This is a genomic window from Streptomyces sp. NPDC023723, assembly GCF_040639815.1.
Classification (GTDB): Bacteria; Actinomycetota; Actinomycetes; order Streptomycetales; family Streptomycetaceae; genus Streptomyces.
This window is the reverse complement of sequence record NZ_JBFAAP010000024.1, coordinates 80,300-104,383: the sequence shown is the minus strand read 5'-3', so window position 1 is coordinate 104,383 and position 24,084 is coordinate 80,300. Positions and strand designations below refer to the sequence as shown.

The following is a 24,084-nucleotide window of genomic DNA, read 5'->3' as shown; positions in this document are numbered from 1 at the left end:
GAAGGGGGCGCACGGGAAAGGACGAGACAGCCGGGCTGAGGCCGGGCCGGGAAGGCGAAATGGCAGCCGAGTCGCGTTGGGACAGGACACTGGCTTCCGAGGAGATCACGGACCGCACCGCCAGCTTCACCGGGGAGCTGCACAATGTCACCGGTGCGCGCCTGGTCGCGGAGGAATTCCTCTACGACCTCGCACGCGTGGCCCGGCCGGCGGCCGCCGAGCACTGGGACGACATTCTCCTGGTCGTCACGGAGCTGGCCGCGAACGCGGTGCAATATGCCCCGGGGCCCTTCCAGCTGCGCCTGCGGCGCACCTTCGACGGGGTGCACGTGGTGATGCACGACACCAACCCGACGCCGCCCGCGCCCCGGCCCTTCCATCCGAGCAACGGCGGCGGCGGCATCGGCTGGCATCTGATCCACACGCTGTGCGACCAGGTCAGCGTCGTGCCCGACGAGCGCGGCAAGGACATCCACGTCTTCCTGCCCTGGTGACCCGGCGCCCGCCGGACCCGCGCCGGCCTCAGGTGCCGGGCGTCTCCCCCGGCGGCAGCCGGTCGTAGTAGTCGCCGACCGCCGCCAGGTACTCCCGGTCCATCGTCTCGCTGTCGGTGTGGAAGCGGGGCGCGGCCTTCACCTCGGCCCTGGTGCAGGACACCGTGACCTTGCCGGCCCCGACGTCCACGCCGGTGACGACGCCGACCGGTACCAGCACGCTGCGGCCGAAGACCCAGACGCCGGTGTCGACCACCAGGTGCCGCATCCCGAAGTGGTCCGCCTGACGGTCCACGTGGCCGATGGTGCCGTCGCTCGCGACGACGGTGCAGCCCGACAGGTCCTCCCCCTCGACATGACCGCTCCCCGGCGCGTACGACCAGATTCTCTCCATCGGCACGCTGCTCCTTCCCTCCGGTGTCGTGACCGGTGCTGGCCCGGTCCGGGCGGCCGGTCCGCCCGGCTCCACAGCAGCCAACTACCCTCCCCGGCCACCGGCATTCGGCGCGCGCCGCGGCACTCCGCGCCGCCCGGTCCGGCGGGGACCGGGGCCGGGCGCGGCGGCCCGCGCCGCCGCACCGAAACCGCGCCGAGTACCCCTCGGTGCCGAAAGCATGCCCGGCTCGACCCGAAGGCGTGAGCGACGGTCACGGTCCGGGCGGCCTTTTCCTTCCCCGCCCGGCGCGCACCTGCTCCGCTGGCGTATTTTTCTCCCTGGGCAGTTCCGCTGAACTGCGCAAACGCATACACGAAAGTCCGGGCCGCGGATCGGCCCGGGCAGGGGGTTCCGAGTCCTTCGCCGCGAGGACTCCTGGGGAGCGGAACGAGGGTGCGCATGACCAGCGACAGCGCCGGGGTCGTCGACGCCGCCTGGGGCGATCAGGAGCTGCGACGGCTCCTGGCCGGCCTGACGGCCGTGCGGGACGGCGATTTCGGCACGCGTCTGCCGGACGACGCCGACGGTTTGATGGGCGACATCGCCAAGGTTTTCAACGGCATGGTGGACCAGTTGTCCGTGTTCACCTCCGAGGTCACCCGGGTGGCCCGGGAGGTCGGCACCGACGGGCGGCTGGGCGGCCAGGCGAAGGTGCCGGGCGTCTCGGGCACCTGGGCCGATCTGACGGACTCGGTCAACGCGATGGCCGGGAACCTGACCACCCAGGTGCGGGACATCGCCCAGGTGGCCACCGCGGTGGCCAAGGGCGACCTCTCGCAGAAGATCGACGTCGACGCCCGCGGCGAGATCCTGGAGCTGAAGAACACCATCAACACGATGGTCGACCAGCTCTCCGCCTTCGCCGACGAGGTCACCCGGGTCGCCCGCGAGGTCGGCACCGAGGGCCGGCTCGGCGGCCAGGCGGACGTGCAGGGGGTGCGCGGCACCTGGCGGGACCTCACCGACTCGGTGAACTTCATGGCCGGGAACCTGACCAACCAGGTGCGCAACGTGGCGCAGGTCGCGACCGCGGTGGCCAAGGGCGACCTCTCGCAGAAGATCACCGTGGACGCGCGCGGCGAGATCCTGGAGCTGAAGAACACCATCAACACGATGGTCGACCAGCTCTCCGCGTTCGCCGACGAGGTCACCCGGGTGGCCCGCGAGGTCGGCACGGCCGGGAACCTGGGCGGGCAGGCGCAGGTGCGCGGGGTCTCCGGCACCTGGAAGGACCTCACCGACAACGTCAACGTGATGGCGTCCAATCTGACCCACCAGGTCCGCTCCATCGCCCAGGTCGCCACCGCCGTCGCCAAGGGCGACCTGTCGCAGCGGATCACGGTGGAGGCCAAGGGCGAGGTCGCGGCGCTGGCCCAGGGCATCAACACCATGGTGGACACGCTGTCCGCGTTCGCCGACGAGGTGACCCGGGTGGCCCGCGAGGTCGGCACCGAGGGCCGGCTCGGCGGCCAGGCGCACGTGCCGAACGTGGCCGGCACCTGGAAGGACCTCACCGACAACGTCAACTCGATGGCCAACAACCTCACCGGCCAGGTGCGCAACATCGCGCTGGTGACCACCGCCGTGGCCCGCGGCGACCTGTCGAAGAAGATCGACGTCGACGCCCGTGGCGAGATCCTGGAGCTGAAGACGACCATCAACACGATGGTCGACCAGCTCTCCGCGTTCGCCGACGAGGTCACCCGGGTGGCCCGCGAGGTCGGCACCGAGGGCCGGCTCGGCGGCCAGGCCGAGGTGGAGGGCGTCTCCGGCACCTGGAAGCGGCTCACCGAGAACGTGAACGAGCTGGCCGGGAACCTGACCCGGCAGGTCCGGGCCATCGCCGAGGTGACCAGCGCGGTCGCCGAGGGCGACCTGACCCGCTCCATCAACGTGGAGGCGTCCGGCGAGGTCGCCGAGCTGAAGGACAACATCAACGCGATGGTGGAGTCGCTGCGCGAGACCACCCGGGCCAACCAGGAGCAGGACTGGCTCAAGACCAACCTGGCCCGGATCTCCTCCCTGATGCAGGGCCACCGCGACCTCGCGGTCGTCGCCGAACTGATCATGGACGAGCTGGTGCCGCTGGTCTCCGCCCAGTACGGCGCCTTCTACCTGGCCGAGGACGGCGCGAGCGGGCCCGAGCTGCGGCTCGTCGGCTCCTACGGCTACCCGGACGACGACGACCGGCCCACCCGGATCCCGTTCGGCCGGACCCTGGTCGGCCAGGCCGCCCGCAGCCGCCGCGCCATCAACGTGACGGAGCTGCCGCCGGACTACGTGACGATCTCCTCCGGGCTCGGCCAGGTGGTGCCCACCGCGCTGGTGCTGCTGCCGATCGTGGTCGAGGGCCAGGTGCTCGGCGTCATCGAGCTGGCCTCGGTGTCCGCCTTCACCCAGATCCACCACGACTTCCTGTCCCAGCTGATGGAGACCATCGGCGTCAACGTCAACACCATCGTGGCCAACGCCCGCACCGACGAACTGCTGGCCGAGTCGCAGCGGCTGACCGCCGAACTCCAGGTCCGCTCCACCGAGTTGCAGGTGCAGCAGGACGAGCTCCAGCGCTCGAACGCCGAACTGGAGGACAAGGCGTCGCTGCTCGTCACGCAGAACCGGGACATCGAGGCGAAGAACCTCCAGATCGAGCAGGCCCGCCAGGAGCTGGAGGCCCGCGCCCAGCAGCTCTCGCTGGCCTCGAAGTACAAGTCGGAGTTCCTGGCCAACATGAGCCACGAGCTGCGCACCCCGCTGAACAGCCTGCTGATCCTGGCCCAGCTGCTGGCCCAGAACCCGTCCCGCAACCTCAGCCCCAAGCAGGTCGAGTACGCGGGCATCATCCACTCGGCCGGCTCCGACCTGCTCCAGCTGATCAACGACATCCTGGACCTGTCCAAGGTCGAGGCCGGCAAGATGGACGTGGCCCCGGAGCGGGTCACGCTGCGCCAGCTCATCGAGTACGTCGAGGCCACCTTCCGGCCGATGACCACGCAGAAGAGCCTGGACTTCACCATCACCACCTCGGCCGGGGCGCCGGCCGACCTGCTGACCGACGACTCCCGGCTGCGCCAGGTGCTGCGCAACCTGCTGTCCAACGCGGTGAAGTTCACCGAGCGGGGCAGTGTGGAGCTGCGGATCGAGCCCGCCGCCGACGGCGAGGTGCCGCAGGGCGTGCTGCGCGGCGGCGCGGTGGTGGCCTTCCGGGTGCGGGACACCGGCATCGGCATCCCGGAACAGCACCTGGAGACGATCTTCGGCGCGTTCCAGCAGGCGGACGGCACCACCAGCCGCAAGTACGGCGGCACCGGCCTGGGCCTGTCCATCACCCGGGAGATCGCCCAGCTGCTGGGCGGCGCGGTCACCGTGGACAGCGTCCCCGGCCAGGGCAGTACGTTCACGCTGTTCCTGCCGGTGGCCCGGCCCGACTTCGAGGAACTGCTCGGGGCCGGCCGGGCGGCGGACCCCGAGCGGGCCGGGATGCCCGCCGACGCCCTCGACCGTCCGGCGGCGGTGCCCGAGCTGACCGCCGCGCCCCGGCAGCGGCCCCGGCGGCTGCTGGTGGTGGAGGAGCGGCCGCGCGGACTGCTCACCCTGGTCGCCGAGAGCGTGGTCGCCGACCTCGCGCACGGCCGGGACGAGACCGGCGACCGGCCGCCGCTGGACGTGATCACCGCCGTCGGAGCGCAGGAGGCGGCGGGCGCGCTGGCCGCCGACCCCTGCCACTGCGTGGTGCTGGAGCTGGGCATGCCGGACGGCGAGGCGTCCCGCTTCCTGACCGCGCTGCGCGGCGACTCGGCGCTGGCCAGCGTGCCGGTGCTGGTGCACAGCGGGCACCGCGCGGACGCCGCGCTGGAGGAGTCGCTGCGGTCCGGGGCGCCGGGCGGGGCGCTGGAGTTCCTCTCCAGCCTGGACGAACTGCGCGAGCGGATCGCCCTGCACCTGTCCGCCGAGGAGCCCGGCGACGTGCTGTCCCTGGTCCGCACCGAGGAGCCGGTCCGGCCGGCCCCGCCGGACACCTCCGCCGCGGCGGACGGCCGTACGGTCCTCGTCGTCGACGACGACGCCCGCAACCTGTTCGCGCTCAGCGGCATCCTGGAGCTGCACGGCTTCCGGGTGCTGCACGCCGACAACGGCCGCAAGGGCATCGACACCCTGCTGAACAACACGGACATCGCCCTGGTCCTGATGGACGTGATGATGCCGGAGATGGACGGCTACGCGGCGACCGCCGAGATCCGCGCCATGCCCCGGTACGCGGAGCTGCCCATCATCGCCGTCACCGCCAAGGCGATGCCCGGCGACCGGGAGAAGTCCCTCGCCTCCGGCGCCAGCGACTACGTCACCAAGCCCGTGGACACCGACGACCTGATGGCCCGCGTACGACGGTGGCTGCCCGCATGAGCGGACCGGCCCCCGTCCCGTACACCGGTGGGCCGGGGGGCGCGCGCCGCGTGCCCCCCGCCCGAGGAGCAGTGACAACGTGAGCATCCCAGAACGTACGCAGGACGACGGGTCCCAGGGGTCCGGCGGCGACCTCGTGGAGGTCTCCCCCGAGTCGCCCGTGGGCCGGCTGGCGGCCACCGTCGCCCGGCTCAGCCGCGAGGTGAGCCGGGCCCAGGCGGAGGCCGAGGGACGGGCCCTGATCGAGCTGGCCAAGGGCATCCTGGTGGAGCGGCTGGGCTGCGGCCCGGCCCAGGCCGCCCGGCAGCTCGCCGAGCTGGCCGAGCAGGCCCAGGTGACGCCGCTGGAGTTCGCGGTGGACGTCATCAACCAGGCCGCCCGGGACCGGATGTCGGAGGTGACCGACGCGTTCCTCGCGGCCACCGCCGCCGCGGCCGACGAGGAGCAGGCCGCCGAGTCGGCCGCGGTGCGGCTGCGGGCCGCCGAGAGCGGGGCGCTGGCCGCCGACGACACCCAGGCCGTCGCCGACGCCCTGCTGGAGCAGGCGCTGCGGCCACTGGGCGCGGTGGCCGTGGCGATCTGGTCGGCGGGCTCCGACGGCTCGCTGACGCTGGCCGGCAGCGCGGGCTTCTCGCCCGCCGAGGCGGCCCGCTGGCGGTATGTCCCGCCGGACGTGGCGACGGTGGCCCGCAGCGGCCTGACCGGCGCGGACGGGCGGTGGATCGGCTCGCTGGCCGACACCGGGCTGCCCAGCGTGGGCCGGCACCAGAATCCGCGGGGCGGGCGGGTGGCGCTGCCCGCCGGGACCGGCGGGCGGGTGCACGGCGTGCTGGAGATCGCCTGGCCCGGGCCGCTGGATCCGCAGCCCCCGCAGGTGGTGCGCCAGCTGGAGGCGCTGGCCGAACTGTGCGCGCACACCCTGGAGACCTACCCGTCGGCCCCGGGCGCCGGGCCGGAGCCGCGGCTGCTGCCGGACGCGGTGGAGCTGATGGACCTGGCCGACGGACTGCACGACCCGGCGCTGGTCCTGGTGCCGCACCTGGACGCCGCCGGGAACCTGGTCGACTTCCTGATCCAGCACGTCAACGACCGCTTCCTCGACCCGGCCGGCCGGCCCCGCGCGGTGGTGGGCGGCGCGCTGCTGCTGGAGGCGTACCCGATGGCGGCCGGGGACAGCGAGCTGTTCAAGAGCGTGGAACGGGTGTACGCCACCGGGGAGCCGTTCCGGGCCCGGCGGATGAACCTGACCGCGCTGGTCGACCAGGTGCCGCTGTCGGCACTCGCGGACATCAGCGTCAGCCGGCACGGCAACGCCGTCCTGCTGATCTGGCGCATCGAGGACGAGACGGCGCGGCTGGCCAGTCTGCTCCAGCACGCCCAGCGGCTCGGCCGGATCGGCGGGTTCGAGGAGAACCTGCTGACCGGCGAGATCACCTGGAACGGACAGCTGTTCGACCTGTACGGGCGCCCGGAGACGAGTACGCCGGTGCCGCTGGAGCAGTTGCAGGCGCACGCCCACCCCGACGACGCGGTCACCATCGGCCGGTTCCTGCGCACCCTGATGCACCACCGGCGGCCCGCCTCGGCGGCGTTCCGGCTGGCCCGGCCGGACGGCGTGACCCGGCACATCCGGGTGGTGGCCGAGCCGGTGCTGGACACCGACGACCGGCTGCTGATGCTGCGCGGTGCCTGCCAGGACATCTCGGCGCAGCACTGGACCGAGGTGGCGCTGGCCGCCACCCGGGACCAGCTCGCCCACACCGAGCAGCAGGCCAGCGAACGCGCCCGGCTGACCCTTCAGCTGCAGCACGCCATCATGCCGCCGGCGCAGGCGCCGCTGCGGATGGACGGCCTCCAGGTCGCGGTGCGCTACCGGCCGGCCGAGACCGAGCAGCTGGTGGGCGGCGACTGGTACGACGCCGTGGTGCTGCCCAACCGGCTGGTGCTCCTGTGCGTGGGGGACGTGGCCGGGCACGGCATAGAGGCCGCGACCACCATGGTGGTGCTGCGCAACGCGCTGCGCGGCCTCGCGGTGACCGGGGCGGGCCCGGGCCAGCTGCTGTCCTGGCTGAACATCGTGGCGCACCATCTGACCGGCGGGGTGACCGCGACGGCGGTGTGCGGGCTGTACGACCCGTCCCGGCGCACCCTGCGCTGGGCCCGGGCGGGCCATCTGCCGCCGGTGCTGGTGCGGGACGGGTCGGCGGCGCCGCTGCCGCTGGTCAAGGGAATCCTGCTGGGCGCGGTCCCGGAGGCCCGGTACGAGGAGGCCGAGACGCAACTGGCCGCCGAGGACACCTTGCTGATGTACACCGACGGGCTGGTGGAGCGGCGGGACCGGTCCGTGGAGGAGTCGCTGAGCCAGTTGCTGACCACGGTCCGCGCGGCGCCCACCGCACTGGACCAGCAACTGGACCGGCTGCTCACCTACAGCAGGTCGGACACGGACGACGACACCTGTCTGGTGGGCGTCCGCCTCGGCTGAGAACCCGGCAGGCATGACCGGCCCGGGAGGGGGTAGACGCGCGAGCGCGCTGACGACACCGGAAGGAGGGGCGATGAGATGTTGATCACCCGTGCGTTCCGGGAGAGACGCGCATCGAAGTGACGTACGGGGGTAACCGAGCCGGTTGTCCGCACCTGTTGGAGGTACACGTGCCCATTGCCCAGGATCCGCTGTCCGTCGAGGTGACCCTGCCCCGTGAGGACGTGGCGCTGCTCACGGTCGAGGGGTATCTCGACGTCGACACCGCCACCGAGTTCCAGCACCATCTGGCCAATCAGCTGCACCACGGCCGGCGGCACTTCCTGCTGGACCTGTCGGCGGTGCCGTTCATGGACTCCTCCGGCATGAACATCATCCTGCGGGTCTACCAGGAGGCCCGGGAGCTGCCGGGCAGTGTGCACATCATCCGGCCCGCCGCCGCGGTGCGGCGAATACTGGATCTCACCGGTGTCAGCATCACGGTCCCGGTCTCGGAGAGCGTCGAGGACGCCCTCGCGCTGGTCGACGGGCAGGCCGCCGGACCGGGCCAGGAGCAGTCGCGGGACCAGGAACAGCACGACTGACGGCAACCGGCGTTCCTCCTTGGGCCGCGGCTCGCGCCGGCCGTCCGCCGAGGTGCCGCACGAGGTGTCGTACGAGGTCGGCGGGTGGTTACAGTGGGCGCCCGGCAGAGTCACGTCGCCGGCCCGTTCCCGCAACGGTTCGCGCGACGCAGTTGCGGATGAGGAGTGAAACAGGTGCCGGAGCACGTAGCGGACACAACGCCCGGAACGCCGACCGGTGAGGTCCGCGACTTCCTGCGCGGCCGCCGGGAGCAGATCGCGCAGCGCTGGGCCGACGAGCCCCTGTTCCGGGCCGTGTTCACGGTTTCCCGGGACGAGGCGGTGGAGGCGGGCAAGGCCGTCGTCGACGCGCTGGCCGAGGTCGCGGACGTGGGCCGGGTGGAGGACCCCGACGCCGCCGGGTTCGCGGGCGTACGGGAGCAGTTGGGGCGGATGGCCGCGGCGCGGTCCCGGGCCGGCCTGAGCACCGGGCAGGTCTCCAGCGAGCTGGCCGGGCTGCGCCCGCCGGTGGAGAACATGCTCCTGGAGCAGCTGCGGGACGCCCCGACCGACCATGTGCGGGCCTGTACGACCACGCTGAGCGTGCTCATGGGCACGCTCCGGGTGCTGGTCATGCAGACCGCGCTGAGCGAGGGGCAGGCGCTCATCGACCGGCAGCGGCTGCAGTTGATGGAGGTGGCCACCCCGGTCATCAAGCTGTGGGACGGCATCGTGGCGGTCCCGCTGATCGGGACGCTGGACAGCGCCCGCAGCCAGGTGGTGATGGAGACCCTGCTGGAGTCCATCGTCGAGCAGCAGGCGCGGTACGCGATCCTGGACATCACCGGGGTGCCGACGGTCGACTCGCTGGTCGCCCAGCACCTGATGAAGACGGTGCAGGCGGCCCGGCTGATGGGCGCCGAGTGCATCGTCTCCGGCATCCGTCCGGCGATCGCGCAGACCATCGTCCACCTCGGTCTGGACCTGGGCGGGGTGATCACCCGGGCCGGGCTCGCCGACGCGCTGGGCTACGCGCTGCACAAGCTGGGGGCCGGCATCGTCAACACCGCGTCGAACGGTACGGATCAGCGGTGAACGAGGCGTTTGCCGGCCCCGCCGCCGGACGTGTACCGGTGCTCCGGCTGGGCCGGGTGCTGCTCGTCACCCTCCAGGGCGACCTGCACGACAACACCGCCCAGCAGCTCCAGCAGGACCTGTCCGAGACGGTGGTGGGCAGCGGGGCCACCGGCGTGGTCATCGACATCTCCGGGGTGGAGATCGTCGACTCCTTCCTCGGCCGGGTGCTGGCCGAGATCGCCGCCCAGTCCGGCCTGCTCGCGGCCCGGACGGTGATCGTCGGCATGCGTCCCGCGGTCGCGATCACCCTGGTGGAGCTGGGTCTGACGCTGCCCGGACTGCATACCGCGCTGAGCACCGAGGCCGCTTTGGAGCTGCTGGACGCGCGTCCCGGCGCCCCGCGCCAGGAGCGTCCGTGATGGGCACGGCAGCGGGCGTGGAGGCCCGCCTGCCGGTCCGTTCGGACCTGGACCTGATGTGGGTGCGCCAGCACGTCCGGCAGGCCGCCGCCCAGCTCGGTTTCGGCCTGGTGGACCAGACCAAGCTGGTGACCGCGGCCAGCGAACTGGCCCGCAACACACTGGTGTACGGCGGTGGCGGCACGGTGGAGTCGGAGCACCTGGTCGACGGTTCCGCGCACGGTCTGCGGCTGACCTTCAGCGACCAGGGGCCGGGCATCACGGACGTGGAGCAGGCGCTCAGCGACGGCTACACCTCCGGCGACGGGCTGGGCATGGGCCTGGGCGGGGCGCGCCGGCTGGTGCACGAGTTCTCGATCGAGAGCGCCCCGGGCGCCGGTACCACGGTGCGGGTGACCTCCTGGACCGGCCGGCCGCCCAGGCCGCGGGAGGAGTTCTGATGCCACGCGTGTGGGAGGTGCCGGTGCACGACTCGACCCGGGTGCGGGACGCCCGGGTCGCGGCCGAGCACGCCGCCTCCGCCGCCTCGCTGGACGAGCCGCGCACGGCGGCCGCGGCGCTGGTCGCCACCGAACTGGCCACCAACCTGCTCAAGCACGCGGGCGGCGGCCAGGTACTGATCGACGTGGTGGCGCCGCCGGTGCTCGCGGCCGGTCTGGACGCGGCGCCGATGGTGCAGATCGCGGCGGTCGACCACGGTCCGGGCATCGCCGACGTCGACGCGGCGCTGCGGGACGGTTTCTCCACCGCCGGGTCGCTCGGCGCGGGCCTGGGCACCTGCCGCCGTGTCGCCCACGAGTTCGCGCTGCACAGCGTCCTGGGCCGGGGCACGGTGGCGCTGGCCCGGGTCGGCGCCGCGCTGCCCCGGACCGGCGCCGACGCCCCGGGACCGACCGCCGCGGTCCGGGCCGGCGGGGTGAACGTGCCGTTCGCCGGGGCGGAGTACTCCGGGGACGCCTGGGCGTGGGTGCGCTCCGGGGACCGGGTGACGCTGATGCTGGCGGACGGACTGGGCCACGGGCCGGAGGCGGCCCGGGCCTCAACGGCCGCCGTGGACGCGCTGCGCGGCGCGGCCGGGCTGGGCCCCGCCGAGGTGCTGCGCCGGCTGGACGCGGCGCTCGGCTCCACCCGGGGCGCGGCCGTCGCGGTGGCCCAGGTGGATCCGGGGGCCGGGCGGCTGCGGTTCACCGGGGTCGGCAACGTGGGGGCGCGGCTGTGCGCGGCCGGGGTGTGGCGGCCGCTGGTGTCCCGGCCCGGCATTGTCGGCGTGCACCGGCCGGGGACGCTGCGCGAGGACGAGGCCGCCTGGGGTGACGACCACCTGCTGATCCTGCACAGCGACGGGCTGCCCAGCCGCTGGACGCCGCCGCCCGAGGCGTGCCGCCCCGCGCTCGATCCCGCCGTCACGGCCGCGGTGGCCCTGCGCGACGCCAGCAGCCCGGCCCGCCCGGTGCGCGACGACACCGCCGTGGCCGTACTCACCTCCAACCCGTCGGACCGGTGACGATGCGTACCAGGCAGACCCCCGGCGTCCCCCACGCCACGCCCCGAACCCGTCACCCCGCCCGCACGGCCCCGGCCACCCCGCACGACACCAGCAGCCCGGCCCGCCCGGTGCGCGACGACACCGCCGTGGCCGTACTCACCTCCAACCCGTCGGACCGGTGACGATGCGTACCTGGCAGATCTCCGGTGTTCTGGACGCGGCGCGGGCGCGGATCGCCACCGCCCGGCTGGTCGCCGCGTACGGGGTGCCGCCGCTGGAGCGGACCCGGCTGTCCGCGGCGCTCAGCGCGCATCTGCGCCAGTGCCTGACCAAGGGCGGCACCTGGCGGCTGACGCTGAACCCGATCGCCCGCGGTTCGGGCGAGGGCCGCCTCGAGGTGCTGGTGACACCGTCCCGGGAGGTGTCGGCGGCGGGCCAGCCGCCGTGGCGGATGACGCTGGCCTGCCCGGAGCCGGACCGGTCGCCGGAGCCGGGCCCGGCGGACGACCCGGCGGCGCTGGCGGAGGCGCTGCTCGGCGCCGACGAGGACACCGCGCTGGTGCTGCGCAAGCTGCGCGAGCAGGAGGAACTGGTCGCCTTCCACCGCGAGGAGCTCCAGCAGACCAACCAGGGCGTGGTGGCGCTGCACGCCGAACTGGACGCCGCCGGGCGGGCCCAGCGCGAGGCGTTCGCCGCCGAGCGCAAGGCGCGCACCGAGGCGGAGGAGGCGCGCCGCCGGCTGACGTTCCTGGCGGACGCCAGCGCGGTGCTGACCACGCCGCTCAACCACCACGAGATCCTGCGCCGCCTGCCGGACCTGCTGGTGCCCGGCTACGCCGGAAACGTCGACCTGTGGCTGTTCGAGACCGACGACGACCCGCGGGGCGCCGCGGCGCACCCGGCGGCGGTCACCGCGGCCCGCACCGGGCGCCCGCAGTACGCCGCCGACCACCCGGGGCACTTGGCCGGGGTGGACGACCACCCGACGTCCCCGGCGCACTCCGCGCGGCCGGTGCTGTGCATCCCGCTGCCCACCCGCCGGGAGCCGCTGGGCGTGCTGACCATGTCGCCGCCCGGCGAGCGCTGGGACCGGGACGACGCGGTGATGCTGGTGGAGCTGACCCGGCGGGCCAGCATCGCCATCGACAACGCGCGGCGCTACGAGCACAACCGGGACATCGCCGAGACCCTCCAGCGCGCCCTGCTCACCGAACTTCCGACGCCCGGTTTCCTCGGCATGGCGGCCCGCTATCTGCCGGCCACCCAGGGAATGAACATCGGCGGCGACTGGTACGACGCGTTCCGCCAGCCGGACGGCTCGGTGATCGCGGTGGTCGGCGACGTCACCGGGCACGGACTGCACGCGGCGGTCATGATGAGCCAGCTGCGCACCGCGCTGCGCGCCTACGCCGTGGACGGCGGCAGCCCCGGCCGGCTGCTGACCCGGCTGCACAACTTCCTGCACAACCTCCAGCCCGACCTGTACGCCACCGCCGTCATCGCCCGGTTCCACCCGGACGAGCCGACGCTGACCTGGGCGGCGGCCGGGCATCCGCCGCCGGTGCTGCGCGGGCCGGACGGGCGGGTGACGATCCTGGACGCCAAGCCCGGCGCGATGCTCGGCATCCCGCTCAAGCAGGACATCGCGGACCACACCGTACGGGTGGCGCCGGGGACGACGCTGGCGCTGTACACGGACGGTCTGGTGGAGCGGCGGGCCCGGGGCATAGACCCGGGCATCGAGCGGCTGGCGGCGGCGCTCGGGTCGTTCGGGCCCGCCGAGCTGGAGATCGACCTGGGGGGTGCGGCGGACGGCATCCTGGACCCGCTGCTGAGCGACTCCGAGCGGGACGACGACGTCTGTCTCCTCCTGTGCCACCTGCGGGAGCGCGGCTGAGCGGCCGGGCGGGCGCGTCCGAGTGGCGAAACGCGCGGCGGCGCGATGAGATCGGTGGGTGCGAAGCAGCGATCCCCGGGCAGGCGAAGGACGTTCGAGGCAGACGGCCCGGAGCCGCGGAAAGGGATGGACACCGTGACACGACCCAGGATTCTGGTGGTCGGCGCAGGTTTCGCCGGTGTGGAGTGCGTCCGCCGTCTGGAGAGGAAACTCTCTCCGGGCGAGGCGGAGATCACGCTGGTGACGCCCTTCGCCTACCAGCTCTACCTTCCTCTGCTGCCCCAGGTCGCCTCCGGCGTCCTGACCCCCCAGTCGGTGGCGGTGTCCCTGCGCCGCAGCAGCAAGTACCGCACCCGGATCATCCCCGGCGGCGCCATCGGCGTGGACCTGGAGTCCAAGGTCTGCGTGGTGCGCACCATCACCGACAAGATCGTGAACGAGCCGTTCGACTACATCGTGCTCTCGCCCGGGAGCATCACCCGCACCTTCGACATCCCGGGGCTGACCGACACCGCGTTCGGCATGAAGACGCTGGCCGAGGCCGCGTACATCCGGGACCACGTCATCACCCAGCTGGATCTGGCCGACGCCAGCGAGGACCCCGCCGAGCGGGCCTCCCGGCTCCAGTTCGTGGTGGTCGGCGGCGGCTACGCGGGCACCGAGACCGCGGCCTGTCTGCAACGGCTGACCTGCGCCGCCGTCAAGCGCTATCCCCGGCTGGACCCCAACCTGATCAAGTGGCACCTGATCGACATCGCCCCGAAGCTGATGCCCGAACTGGGTGACAAGCTGGGCCGCAGCGCCCTGGAGATCCTGCGCCGGCGCGGCATCGAGATCTCGCTGGGCGTCTCCATCGCCAAGGCCGCCGAGGAGGAGGTCACCTTCACCGACGGCCGGGTGATCCCGACCCGCACCCTCATCTGGACCGCGGGCGTCGCCGCCAGTCCGCTGATCGCCACGCTCGGCGCGGAGACGGTCAAGGGCCGGCTCGCGGTCACCGCCGAGATGTGCCTGCCCGACCACGACGGGGTCTTCGCACTTGGTGACGCGGCGGCCGTGCCCGACCTCGCCAAGGGTCAGGACGGCGCGGTCTGCCCGCCCACCGCGCAGCACGCGATGCGCCAGGGCACCCATGTCGCCGACAACGTCATCGCCGCCCTGCGCGGCCGGCCGCTGCGGCCGTACGTGCACAAGGACCTGGGGCTGGTGGTCGACCTCGGCGGCGCGGACGCGGTCTCCAAGCCGCTGGGCGTGGAACTGCGGGGGGTGCCCGCGCAGGCGGTGGCCCGCGGCTACCACTGGTCGGCGCTGCGCACCGGCGTCGCCAAGACCCGGGTGATGACCAACTGGCTGCTCAACGCGGTGGCCGGCGACGACTTCGTGCGCACCGGCTTCCAGGCCCGCAAGCCGGCCAAGCTGAAGGATTTTGAATACACCGACGCCTACATGTCGCCGGATGAGGTGCGGGCGCACGTCGAGGGGGCCGGCGCGGCCCGGACCTGACCCGGCGGGCGGGGTCCGCTCACGGCGTGACATGCTGAGAAGTGGATCTCGGCGTTCGACGGATGGGGAGTGTACGGCGGCGTGAGGGCAGCGGGACGCTCGGTGCGGACGCGACTGCGGGACCGCGTCGCCGCCTCCGATCCGGGACTGCTGCGGCTGGTCGCCGGGCTGCGGACGGTGGGCGCGATCGCGCTGGCGCTCGCCGTGCTGGCGCTGCTCGGCTCCGACGTGACGCATCTGGTGGCGGGCGCGATGGCGGCGATGGTCGCCACCTTCGCCATCCGGGAGAAGCAGCCCGCCGCGCAGGCCGTCACCCTGGCGCTCGGTCTGCCGGTCGCGCTCGCCTCGGTGTCGCTGGCCGCGCTGCTCGCCTCGCACGTGGTGCTCGGCGACGCCTTCTTCGTGGTGCTGATCTTCTGCGCGGTCTACGGCAGACGGTTCGGCGACCGGGGCACGGCGCTCGGCCTGATCGGCTTCCAGCTCTACTTCGTCTCCCTGTTCGTCGGCGCGACCGTGGCCGGGCTGCCGAAGCTGTACCTGTCGCTGGCCGTGGCGTTCGCGTGCAGTGCCGTGGTGCGGTTCGGGATCGTGCCGGCCACTCCGGCGGGCGTCCTCCAGCGGCTGCGGCAGGCGTTCCGGGCCCGGCTGGCCCAGTTGCTCTCCGCCCAGCTGGAGCTCCTCGACGCCGGTCCGGACGACATCGACAAGGTGCTGGCGGACCTGCGGGAGGGCCACGCCCGGCTGCACGAGACGGCGCTGATGATCCAGACCCGGCTGGACGACAACACGCTGGACGCGTCCACCACCCGGCTGGTGCAGCGCCGTATCGCGGACGCCGAGATCGCCGCCGAGCGGCTCGGGCTGCTGCTGCTGACCGCGCGCAGCGCCCGCCGGGCCGACACGCTCACCCTGCATCTGCCGGGCGCCCCGGCCCCGACGATGGGCCGGCTGCCGGGCGCCGACGAGGCCACCGCCCTGCTGCGCCGCGACCTGTCGGCGCTGCGCGAACTGGTGGTACGGCCGCCCGCCGAGGCGCGCGGCACCGCGCTGTCCCATCTGCGCAACCGGCTGCTCGGCTACCGCGACGAGGAGAACCTGCCCGCCGCCTCCCCGGCCGTCCAGGACGTGTTCCGCGGCATCGGCGAGACGGCCCGCGCGGTGATGGGTCTGCGGGTGGCGCTGGACGGTCCGCAGGACGAGTCCGACGACTCCCCCGCCACCACCCGCTCCCGCGAGGAGCTGGACGCCGAGGACGCGGCGATCGACGCCGGGGAGGCGGCGGCCGACGAGGCGGCGGAGCAGACCGGGCTGCGGCGGCCCACCACCCGGGCCGCGGTGCAGGTCGCGGTCGGCTCCACGCTGGCCATCGCCGGCGGCGAGCTGCTCTCCTCGCAGCGCTGGTACTGGGCGGTGCTCACCTGCTGGATCGTCTTCATCAACACCGCGTCGACCGGTGAGATCCTGGTCAAGGGCTACCGGCGGCTGCTGGGCACGGTCTTCGGGGTGGTGGCCGGCATCGTGCTGGCCGGGCTGGTCGGACAGCACACCTGGACGGCGTTCGCGCTGGTCCTGGTGCTCATCTTCGCGATGTTCTACACGGCGCCGCTGTCCTACACCCTGATGTCGTTCTTCGTGACCGCCATGCTGGGCCTGCTGTACACGCTGCTGCACACGTACAGCCTGTCGGTGCTGGTGCTGCGGATCGAGGAGACGGCGCTCGGCGCGGCCTGCGGGGTGGTGGCGGCGGCGCTGGTGCTGCCGGTGCGCACCGACAGCCGTACCGACGAACTGCTCGGCACCGTCCTGGAGCGGCTCACCGACGTCACCGAGGGCGCGGTGGACCAGCTCAGCGGCGGGCCGGCGGCCGATCTGCTGGACCGGGCCCGCGACCTGGACCAGGCGCTGGGCGATCTGCGCGGCGCCACCCAGCCGCTGACCCACCCCATCACGCCGCTGCGGGCCCGGCGGGACACCGCCCGCTATGTGGTGGCGCTGCTGGAGACCTGCGCGTACCACGCGCGGTCGCTGGCGGCGACGGCCGAGCTGCTGCCCACCCATCCGTCCATCGCGGCCGACCCCCGGCTGCGCGGGGCGGTGCGGCGCACGGTGCGCAACATTGGGACGATCGCCGCGCGGGTCGCGGACCCGGGTGCGGCGGGTGAGGTCGAGACCGGTCCGAGCATCGCCTCGCTGCTGGAGTACGACACCGCGGGCGTGCCCCGGTACGGCCGGATCACCGGCCGGGTGCTGCGGCATCTGGAGCGGCTGGACGAGGCGGTGACCGGCCTCGCCCGGCCGCTCGGGGTGCCGGTGGCGACGCCGAAGCGGTGACGGCGGTCAGAAGTCGCTGGGCAGACCGCTGGCCTCGGCGATGCCGCGCAGTTCCTCGTTCTGCCGGTGGCGTTCCTTGAGGTAGTCGGCGATCTCGCCGAGGCGGTCCGGGTCGGAGGCGGTGGCCGCGTCGGTGACCACTCTGATCGGCCCGGTCTCCTCGGTGCTGATCTCGATCACCTCGTTGTCGAGCCGGCCCGTCACGGCGGTGGCGATGACCAGGGCGGCCTCGTCGCGGATCTCCTGGGGCAGGGCGTCGGCGTCCTGGCCGTCGAGGGAGAAGTCGATGGTGGGCATCTGTTGGTCGTCGATCGCCCGCAGAACCGGCTCCACGACGCTGAGCAGCATCCGGTAGTCCTCGGTGTCCATCCGGACGCGCAGAAGGTCGAGGTAGACGTCCACGGGACGGCCGTCCGGCGGAATCTCGTGTTCGTTCATCTTCTCCGTGTTCCCCCTCCCACGTCGCTCAGACGCGACGCCAGCGGGCCAGTGCGAACGAGAAGACGCCGAACAGCACCAGGCCGGCCGCGACGAGGACCAGCAGCCAGGGCCCGAGCGGGGTCTCGGCGAAGGAGCGCAGGGTGTCGTCGAGGCCCTTGGCCCGGTCCGGCTCGTAGTCGACGGCGGCCCGTACCGCGAAGGCGCCGGCCGTGGCGAACACCAGGCCCCGGGCCACTCCCCCGGCCACGCCGGTCACGTCCACCAGCCGTCGCGACCAGGGCGCGAGCTGCCCCGTCTTGAGCTTCTTGCGGTAGCTGCGCCGGGCGGCCTGGACGCCGATCACCACGCCGGCGACGACTATGCCGACGCCGGCGATCCCGACCAGCCAGCGTCCGGCGGGCACCTCCATGACCCGGGCGGTGACGTCGCGGGACTGCTGGTCGCTGGAGCCGCCGGACCCGTTGGCCGGGCTGGCCGCGAACGCCAGTACCGAGTAGGCGACGAAACCGTAGAACACGCACCGGGCGGCGGCCGCCAGCCGCTTCTTCGCCTTGCGGCCGTCCGGGCCGACGGCGCCGAAGGCGGCCTCCGACAGCCGCCACAGGGCCATGCCCACCAGGCCGATGCCCAGGGCCCACAGCAGGACCGCGCCGAACGGCTGGGCCGCCAGTTCCTCCAGGGCGCCCGAGCGGTCGGCCTCCTGGCTGCCGTCGCCGAAGGCGATCCGCAGCGCCAGCACACCGACCAGCAGATAGATCACCCCCCGGGCGGTGAGCCCGGCGCGGGCGGCGCCTTCGCCGGCTGTTCCGTCGGCGGCCCGGCGGACCCGGCCGCGGGCGGTCGTGGGCAGTACTCGCGTGGTCATCTCGTCCTCCCCTTCGAGCCTCCCGGATGCCCCGCCGCGCACCGCGCACACCCCGCGGCCGGGACGGCGTTGCGGACCGGCCGGTTCCAGGCGGGCGCGGCGGCTCCTCGCAACCGGCCGCACCCGCCGCGGACGACGTGCGTCCGCGGCGGGTGCGGCGGGGACCCGGGAGCGCCGGTGGTCAGGCCGGCGGGCGGCGGCCGGGGCCGCGGCGGGCCGGGCGGCGGCCCATCGCCTCGTCCCGGACCCGGGCGCAGCTGCGGCTGATGAGGCGGGAGACGTGCATCTGCGAGATGCCGAGCTGGTCGGCTATCCGGCTCTGCGTCATGTCCTCGAAGAAGCGCATGTAGAGGATGGCGCGTTCGCGCTCGGGCAGCCGGCGCAGGCCCTCCTTGGCCGACTCGCGGTCCACCACGACGTCGTAGGAGTTGTCGGCGGCACCGAGCGTGTCGGCGAGGCTGTAGCCGTCGTCGCCGGCCGACAGCTCGGCGTCCAGGGAGAGCGTGCTGAAGCTCTCCAGCGCTTCCATCCCGGCGCCGACCTCCTCCTCCGTCAGCCCGGTGTGGGCGGCGATGTCGGCCGTCGAGGGCTCGGGGCTGCCCGGGTTCTGGGTCAGCTCGCGCCGCGCCACCCGTACCTTGTTGCGCAGTTCCTGGACCCGGCGGGGCACCCGCAGGGCCCACATCCGGTCCCGGAAGTGCCGCTTGACCTCACCGGTGATGGTGGGCACGGCGTAACTCTCGAAGGCGCCCCGCTCCGGGTCGAACCGGTCGATGGCCTTCACCAGGCCCAGCGCGGCGACCTGGCGCAGGTCCTCGACGGACTCGCCGCGGTCCCGGAAGCGGCCGGCTATGCGGTGCGCCATGGGCAGCCACGCGGTGACGAGTTCGTCGCGCACCGCGTCGCGTTCGGGACCCTCCGCCAGTGCCGCCAACCGGGTGAACAGGCTCGCGGTGTCGGGGGCGTCGTCGTGGCGGCGCCGGGACGGCGCGTTCGTCGGCTCGGTGACGGTGGGGGTGGACTCGGCTGTCGCGGGACGGCCAGTGGGCGTGTCAATGAGCATGCGATCCGCTCCTGAACGGTGGTCTCCAGGGGACTTTCCGCGGGAACGGCGCTGCGGTCGACTGGAGTGTCGAAGCAGCCATACCGCTCCCGCTGCTGCGCCTCCGGTCCGAAGCACGAAACTGCGACTGCCCTTCCCCTCGGGGAACAAACTCCGCTTTTCGAAAAGTACTCAGGACAGCGGTACCAGGACGCTGATGCACTTGCCTCCGGAGGGCAGGCCGGACACCCGCACGTCGCGGGCGAGCCGGCAGACGATGGGCCAGCCGCGGCCGCCCACCGTCCAGCGGCCCTGCCGGTCGGCGGCGGGCACCGGCGCGGGCAGCGCGTCGCTGCGGTCGCTGACCGAGAGGCGCAGCCCGGGGCCGACGACGTCGACCCGGAAGTCGGTGACGCCGCCGCCGTGCAGGATGGCGTTGGTGGTCAGTTCCGAGGCGACCAGTACGGCGTCCGACAGGGCGTCGGCGTCGTACCGGGTGCCGCCCTCGCGGCAGCGCGCGGTGACCGCGCGCTCCACGGCCCGGCGCGCCTCGGCGGGTTTGCTCGGCCGGGTGGGCCGGCTCCGCTGGTCACCGGTCCGCTCGGCGGCGGAAGGGGTCATGGGCCTCTCACACATCCGTCAGCTCCCTGATCGTGCGGCACATCGTGTGGAACCGGGCCGGAGCCCGCCCTGCCCGCGGCTGCCTTGTGTTCCGGCTGACCTCTGACCGCACCCGCAAACCTCACGACCTCCGTACGGTCCAGCGGCCATGCGGCCGCCGGGTGCGGGGTACGCGGTGTGCATGACGGATGTGGTGGACGCGGACGAACTACTGCGGCGGATGCACCGGGCACGGGCCTGCGCGGCCCAGGAGGAGCGCACCTGGCGGGCCCGGCGGGACGAACTGCGGCCGACCGACCCGGAGGGCGCCCGGGACGCCGAGGTGCGCACGGTGGCCTACGGGGCGGTGCTGCGGGTGCTGGACGAGGTGCTGACGCCGGGCCGGCGCACCGAGCGCGGCTGACCGGCCGGCCGGTGCCGATTGGGGCGGCCGGAGCGGGGAAACCGCAGGGGCATGGCCATCGATCACACTCAGGCCCCGGTTCTGCGGGCGCTCGCCGACTACCGCCGCGAGGGCCGGCTGGCGTTCACGCCCCCGGGGCACAAGCAGGCGCGGGGCGCCGACCCGGCCGTCCGTGAGGTGCTGGGCGACGCGGTCTTCCTCGGCGACGTACTGGCCACCGGCGGGCTCGACGACCGGCTCACCCGGAACCGGGTGCTCCAGCGCGCCCAGGAGCTGATGGCCGACGCGGTCCACGCCGACCACACGTTCTTCTCGACGTGCGGCAGTTCCCTGTCGGTCAAGGCGGCGATGCTCGCGGTCGCGGGACCGCACGAGAAGCTGCTGATCGGCCGGGACGCGCACAAGTCGGTGGTGTCCGGGCTGGTGCTGTCGGGCATCGAACCGGTCTGGGTGGAGCCGCGCTGGGACGCCGAGCGCCATCTCGCCCATCCGCCGTCCGCCGACGAGTACGAGGCGGCCTTCGCCGCGCATCCCGACGCCAGGGGCGCGCTGATCACCAGTCCGACGCCGTACGGCGCCAGCGCCGACCTGCGGGCCGTCGCCGAGGTCTGCCACCGGCGCGGGCGGCCGCTGATCGTGGACGAGGCGTGGGGCGCGCATCTGCCCTTCCACCCGGACCTGCCGTCCTGGGCGATGGACGCGGGCGCGGACATCTGTGTGACCAGCATCCACAAGATGGGCAGCGGCCTGGAGCAGGGTTCCGTCTTCCATCTCCAGGGCGACCTGGTGGAGCCGAAGCTGCTGGGGATGCGCGCGGACCTGCTCAGCACCACCAGCCCGTCGGCGCTGATCTACGCGGGGCTGGACGGCTGGCGCCGCCAGATGGCGCTGCGCGGCCAGGAGGTCATGGGCGGCGCGCTGGACCTGGCGGCCCAGGTACGGTCCGCGATCGAGCAGATCGACGGCATGCACGTCAACGACCGCGCGGACTTCTGCGGGCCGGGGCTGGCCGACGGCTTCGACCCGCTGCCGGTCGTCATCGACCTCGACGGGCTCGGCATCTCCGGCTACCAGGCCGCGGACTGGCTGCGTGAGCGGCACGACATCGTGGCGCACCTGACGGACCACCGGCGGATCGGCGCGCAGATCACCCACGGCGACGACCAGGAGACCACCGGGGAACTGCTGACGGCGCTCAAGGACCTCGCGCACGCCGCGTCCGGACTGCCGGACGCGCCCCGGGTGGCGGTCCCGGCACCGGCCGGGCTGCGGATGGCGCAGGCGCGGCTGCCGCGCGACGCGTTCTTCGGGCCGACCGAGGACGTGCCGGTGGCCCGGGCGGCCGGCCGGATCGCGGCGGAGATGATCACGCCGTACCCGCCGGGCATCCCCGCGGTACTGCCCGGCGAGCGGCTGACCGAACCGGTACTGCGCTACCTGACCAGCGGGCTGGCCGCCGGGATGTACCTGCCGGACCCGACCGATCCGGCGCTGGAGACGGTGCGGGTGACCGCGCAGGACGATGCCTGAACGGGCCGTGTGCCCGCCCGCCGCCCGCCCCGCCCCTGGGTGAGTCCGGTCACGAACTCCGCCCCCGGCTTCACTGAACCCCCGCAATTGGTTTAGCGTTCATCTATACGTGGTGACGGGGTCGACCCCCCGGTCCCCCGCCGCCACCGTTGACGGCCCTGGCTGGTTCCCCCCGTCCAGCCAGGGCTTTCCCATGCCGTCACGGAATCTCCGCGGGCCGCCGAGGTGCCCGCGGCCGCGTCGGGCGCTGAAATGGTCGTAGGGAAAACACCGGAACCGCATCGCCGGCGAGGAGTTCCGTGTCATGACCAAAGCGATCAAACTGCTCAACGTCCTCCCCCCTCCGCAGCGGGCGCGGCTGACCGAACTGGCCCGGGAGGTGCGCTTCCCGGAGGACACCCGGATCTTCGAGGCGGGCGGCACCGCGGACCGCTTCTGGGTGGTCCGCTCGGGCGCCGTCTCCCTGACCCAGCGGGTGACCTCGCTCCAGACCGTGACCGTCGCCGGGCTCGGCGCCGGTGACCTGCTCGGCTGGTCCTGGCTGTTCCCGCCGTACCGGTGGGACTTCGGCGCCGAGGCGTTCAGCGCGGTGCGCGCCTACGAGTTCGACGCCGCCGCGGTGCTGCGGCTGTGCGAGGACGATCCCCAGCTCGGCGTGGTCCTGGTGCGGTCCGTCGCCGAGATCCTGGCGCACCGGCTGGAGTCCACCCGGGGCAAGCTGCTGGAGCAGTACTCCCTGCACCGGCGCGGCGGCCCGCTCTAGCGGGCCACCCGGTAGCGGCGCAGGGCCGGCACCGTGCCGGCCAGGACCAGCATCACCACGACGACCAGCACTCCGCCGCCGGTCACCGCGGCGCGGGGACCGAAGGCCGAGCCGGCCGTGCCGTGCAGCACGTCGGCCAGCCGCGGCCCGCCCGCGACCACGACCGTGAAGACGCCCTGCATCCGGCCGCGCATCTCGTCGGTCGCGGCGGACAGCAGGATGGCGCCGCGGAAGACCATCGAGACCATGTCGGCGACGCCCGCGACGGCCAGGAAGACCACCGCGAGCCACAGGTTGCCGCTCAGCCCGAAGCCCGCGACCGCCGCGCCCCAGGCGACGACCGCGCCGATCACCATCCAGCCGTGCCGCCGGGCCCGGGAGAACGTACCGGAGAACAGGCCGCCGGCCACCGCGCCGATGGGTATCGCCGCGTACAGCAGACCCAGCGCGAGCCCCTCGCCCCAGCCTCCGTACGTCTCGGCGGCCAGCTGCGGGAACAGCGCCCGGGGCATGCCGAACACCATCGCCACGATGTCGGCGAGGAAGGACAGCAGCAGCACCGTGTGCCCGGCGATGTAGCGGAACCCCGCGACCACCTCGCGCAGCCCGGCGCGGCCCTTGCCGTTGCCGGTCAGCGGCAGCAGGGCGGGCAGCCGGTAGACCGCCCACACCGTGACGCACAGGGCGACGGCGTCGATGAGGTACAGCTCGGGCAGGCCGATGACCGGGATGAGGACGCCCGCCAGCAGCGGGCCCACCACCTGGCCGGTCTGCATGACGGTGGAGTTGAGGGCGTTGGCGGCGGGCAGTTCACCCGTCGGCACCAGCCGGGCGATGGAGGCGCTGCGGGCCGGGGAGTTCAGCCCCCAGAAGGCCTGCTGGAGGGCGAGCAGCACCATCAGTACGGCGACCGACTCCATGCCGGTGACGGCCTGCACCCAGAACAGCAGCGAGGTCACGGCTATCCCGCTGTTGGTGATCAGCAGCAGCTTGCGGCGGTCCATGGTGTCGGCGACCGCGCCGCCCCACAGCGCGAACACCACCAGCGGCACCAGTCCGGCGAGGCTCGCGGCGCCCACCCAGGCCGAGGAGCCGGTGATGTCGTAGATCTGCTTGGGCACGGCGACGGCGGTGAGCTGGCTGCCCACCGCCGTGACGATGGTGGAGACCCAGAGTCTGCGGAAGGCGGGGCGGCGCAGGGGGCGGGTGTCCATCGCGAAGCGGCGCCAGCCGCGGCGCGGGGCGTCGGCCTCAGGGGCCTGCGCCCGGGATTCGGTAGTGCTGTCGCTCGTGTCCACGCGTTCCTACTTGGTCGTTACATCTTTAG

At 73.5% G+C, this 24,084-nt stretch carries 21 protein-coding genes; 15 read left to right on the top strand and 6 right to left on the bottom strand.

The genetic code is table 11. The features are described 5' to 3' along the window. Positions 1–59 precede the first annotated feature (59 nt). Positions 60–494 carry an ATP-binding protein gene (locus AB0G32_RS23985; protein ID WP_361166736.1) on the top strand — a complete coding sequence of 145 codons (435 nt, stop codon included), beginning with the start codon at positions 60–62 and terminating at the stop codon, positions 492–494. A gap of 28 nt (positions 495–522) precedes the next feature. Here AB0G32_RS23985 and AB0G32_RS23980 read toward each other — a convergent pair whose 3' ends face one another. Beyond that, positions 523–894 carry a PRC-barrel domain-containing protein gene (locus tag AB0G32_RS23980; RefSeq protein ID WP_361166733.1) on the bottom strand — a complete coding sequence of 124 codons (372 nt, stop codon included), beginning with the start codon at positions 892–894 and terminating at the stop codon, positions 523–525. 435 nt (positions 895–1,329) lie between these two features. On the opposite strand from AB0G32_RS23980, the gene AB0G32_RS23975 reads away from it, so the two are divergent. The 11 genes from AB0G32_RS23975 to AB0G32_RS23925 all read left to right on the top strand — a co-directional run bounded on the left by AB0G32_RS23975 (position 1,330) and on the right by AB0G32_RS23925 (position 17,092). Continuing rightward, a complete protein-coding gene (locus AB0G32_RS23975; protein ID WP_361166730.1) occupies positions 1,330–5,331 on the top strand; it encodes a HAMP domain-containing protein in 4,002 nt (1,333 codons plus the stop codon). A 136-nt stretch (positions 5,332–5,467) separates the two neighbouring features. Beyond that, on the top strand, positions 5,468–7,816 hold the full coding sequence (locus AB0G32_RS23970; RefSeq protein ID WP_361166774.1) for a SpoIIE family protein phosphatase: 2,349 nt from the start codon (positions 5,468–5,470) through the stop codon (positions 7,814–7,816). A gap of 170 nt (positions 7,817–7,986) precedes the next feature. Next, the gene (locus tag AB0G32_RS23965) at positions 7,987–8,400 is read left to right on the top strand and encodes an STAS domain-containing protein (RefSeq protein WP_361166727.1); all 414 of its coding nucleotides are present in this window, start codon (positions 7,987–7,989) and stop codon (positions 8,398–8,400) included. Between the two features lie 174 nt (positions 8,401–8,574). Then, positions 8,575–9,474 (top strand): STAS domain-containing protein, encoded by a 900-nt coding sequence (locus AB0G32_RS23960; protein ID WP_361166724.1) that lies wholly within the window; start codon positions 8,575–8,577, stop codon positions 9,472–9,474. After that, a complete protein-coding gene (locus tag AB0G32_RS23955; protein ID WP_361166721.1) occupies positions 9,471–9,875 on the top strand; it encodes an STAS domain-containing protein in 405 nt (134 codons plus the stop codon). Before AB0G32_RS23960 ends, AB0G32_RS23955 begins: the two co-directional genes overlap by 4 nt. Next, positions 9,875–10,315 (top strand): anti-sigma regulatory factor, encoded by a 441-nt coding sequence (locus AB0G32_RS23950; RefSeq protein ID WP_361166718.1) that lies wholly within the window; start codon positions 9,875–9,877, stop codon positions 10,313–10,315. The genes AB0G32_RS23955 and AB0G32_RS23950 overlap by 1 nt, the downstream gene beginning before the upstream one ends. After that, positions 10,315–11,379, top strand: coding sequence for an ATP-binding SpoIIE family protein phosphatase (locus AB0G32_RS23945; protein WP_361166715.1), 1,065 nt, complete (start codon positions 10,315–10,317; stop codon positions 11,377–11,379). The genes AB0G32_RS23950 and AB0G32_RS23945 overlap by 1 nt, the downstream gene beginning before the upstream one ends. 2 nt (positions 11,380–11,381) lie before the next feature. Continuing rightward, positions 11,382–11,543: a hypothetical protein gene (locus tag AB0G32_RS23940; protein WP_361166712.1), complete on the top strand. Its 162-nt coding sequence runs from the start codon at positions 11,382–11,384 to the stop codon at positions 11,541–11,543. Between the two features lie 2 nt (positions 11,544–11,545). Next, positions 11,546–13,258: a SpoIIE family protein phosphatase gene (locus tag AB0G32_RS23935; RefSeq protein WP_361166771.1), complete on the top strand. Its 1,713-nt coding sequence runs from the start codon at positions 11,546–11,548 to the stop codon at positions 13,256–13,258. A gap of 126 nt (positions 13,259–13,384) precedes the next feature. Continuing rightward, complete coding sequence (locus AB0G32_RS23930) at positions 13,385–14,761, top strand: NAD(P)/FAD-dependent oxidoreductase (RefSeq protein ID WP_361166709.1); 1,377 nt, start codon at positions 13,385–13,387, stop codon at positions 14,759–14,761. An 81-nt stretch (positions 14,762–14,842) separates the two neighbouring features. Further along, positions 14,843–17,092 carry an FUSC family protein gene (locus AB0G32_RS23925; RefSeq protein WP_361166706.1) on the top strand — a complete coding sequence of 750 codons (2,250 nt, stop codon included), beginning with the start codon at positions 14,843–14,845 and terminating at the stop codon, positions 17,090–17,092. 6 nt (positions 17,093–17,098) lie between these two features. Here the strand turns inward: AB0G32_RS23925 and AB0G32_RS23920 are convergent, their stop codons facing one another. The 4 genes from AB0G32_RS23920 to AB0G32_RS23905 form a co-directional block, all read right to left on the bottom strand. After that, positions 17,099–17,530, bottom strand: a complete 432-nt coding sequence (locus AB0G32_RS23920) for a hypothetical protein (protein WP_361166703.1) — start codon at positions 17,528–17,530, stop codon at positions 17,099–17,101. Positions 17,531–17,558: 28 nt separating this feature from the next. Then, the gene (locus AB0G32_RS23915; RefSeq protein WP_361166700.1) at positions 17,559–18,398 is read right to left on the bottom strand and encodes a DUF1206 domain-containing protein; all 840 of its coding nucleotides are present in this window, start codon (positions 18,396–18,398) and stop codon (positions 17,559–17,561) included. Positions 18,399–18,579: 181 nt separating this feature from the next. Beyond that, the gene (locus tag AB0G32_RS23910; protein ID WP_361166697.1) at positions 18,580–19,461 is read right to left on the bottom strand and encodes a SigB/SigF/SigG family RNA polymerase sigma factor; all 882 of its coding nucleotides are present in this window, start codon (positions 19,459–19,461) and stop codon (positions 18,580–18,582) included. A 171-nt stretch (positions 19,462–19,632) separates the two neighbouring features. Next, positions 19,633–20,061, bottom strand: a complete 429-nt coding sequence (locus AB0G32_RS23905; RefSeq protein ID WP_361166694.1) for an ATP-binding protein — start codon at positions 20,059–20,061, stop codon at positions 19,633–19,635. Positions 20,062–20,242: 181 nt separating this feature from the next. Between AB0G32_RS23905 and AB0G32_RS23900 the strand changes: the two genes are divergently transcribed. From AB0G32_RS23900 to AB0G32_RS23890, 3 genes are all read left to right on the top strand, one after another. Beyond that, positions 20,243–20,464 (top strand): hypothetical protein, encoded by a 222-nt coding sequence (locus AB0G32_RS23900; RefSeq protein WP_361166691.1) that lies wholly within the window; start codon positions 20,243–20,245, stop codon positions 20,462–20,464. A 51-nt stretch (positions 20,465–20,515) separates the two neighbouring features. Next, positions 20,516–21,994 (top strand): ornithine decarboxylase, encoded by a 1,479-nt coding sequence (locus tag AB0G32_RS23895; protein ID WP_361166688.1) that lies wholly within the window; start codon positions 20,516–20,518, stop codon positions 21,992–21,994. Between the two features lie 304 nt (positions 21,995–22,298). After that, complete coding sequence (locus tag AB0G32_RS23890) at positions 22,299–22,757, top strand: cyclic nucleotide-binding domain-containing protein (protein ID WP_361166685.1); 459 nt, start codon at positions 22,299–22,301, stop codon at positions 22,755–22,757. Here AB0G32_RS23890 and AB0G32_RS23885 read toward each other — a convergent pair. Next, on the bottom strand, positions 22,754–24,055 hold the full coding sequence (locus AB0G32_RS23885) for an MFS transporter (RefSeq protein ID WP_361166682.1): 1,302 nt from the start codon (positions 24,053–24,055) through the stop codon (positions 22,754–22,756). The two genes, AB0G32_RS23890 and AB0G32_RS23885, sit on opposite strands and share 4 nt — an antisense overlap. Positions 24,056–24,084: the final 29 nt, after the last annotated feature.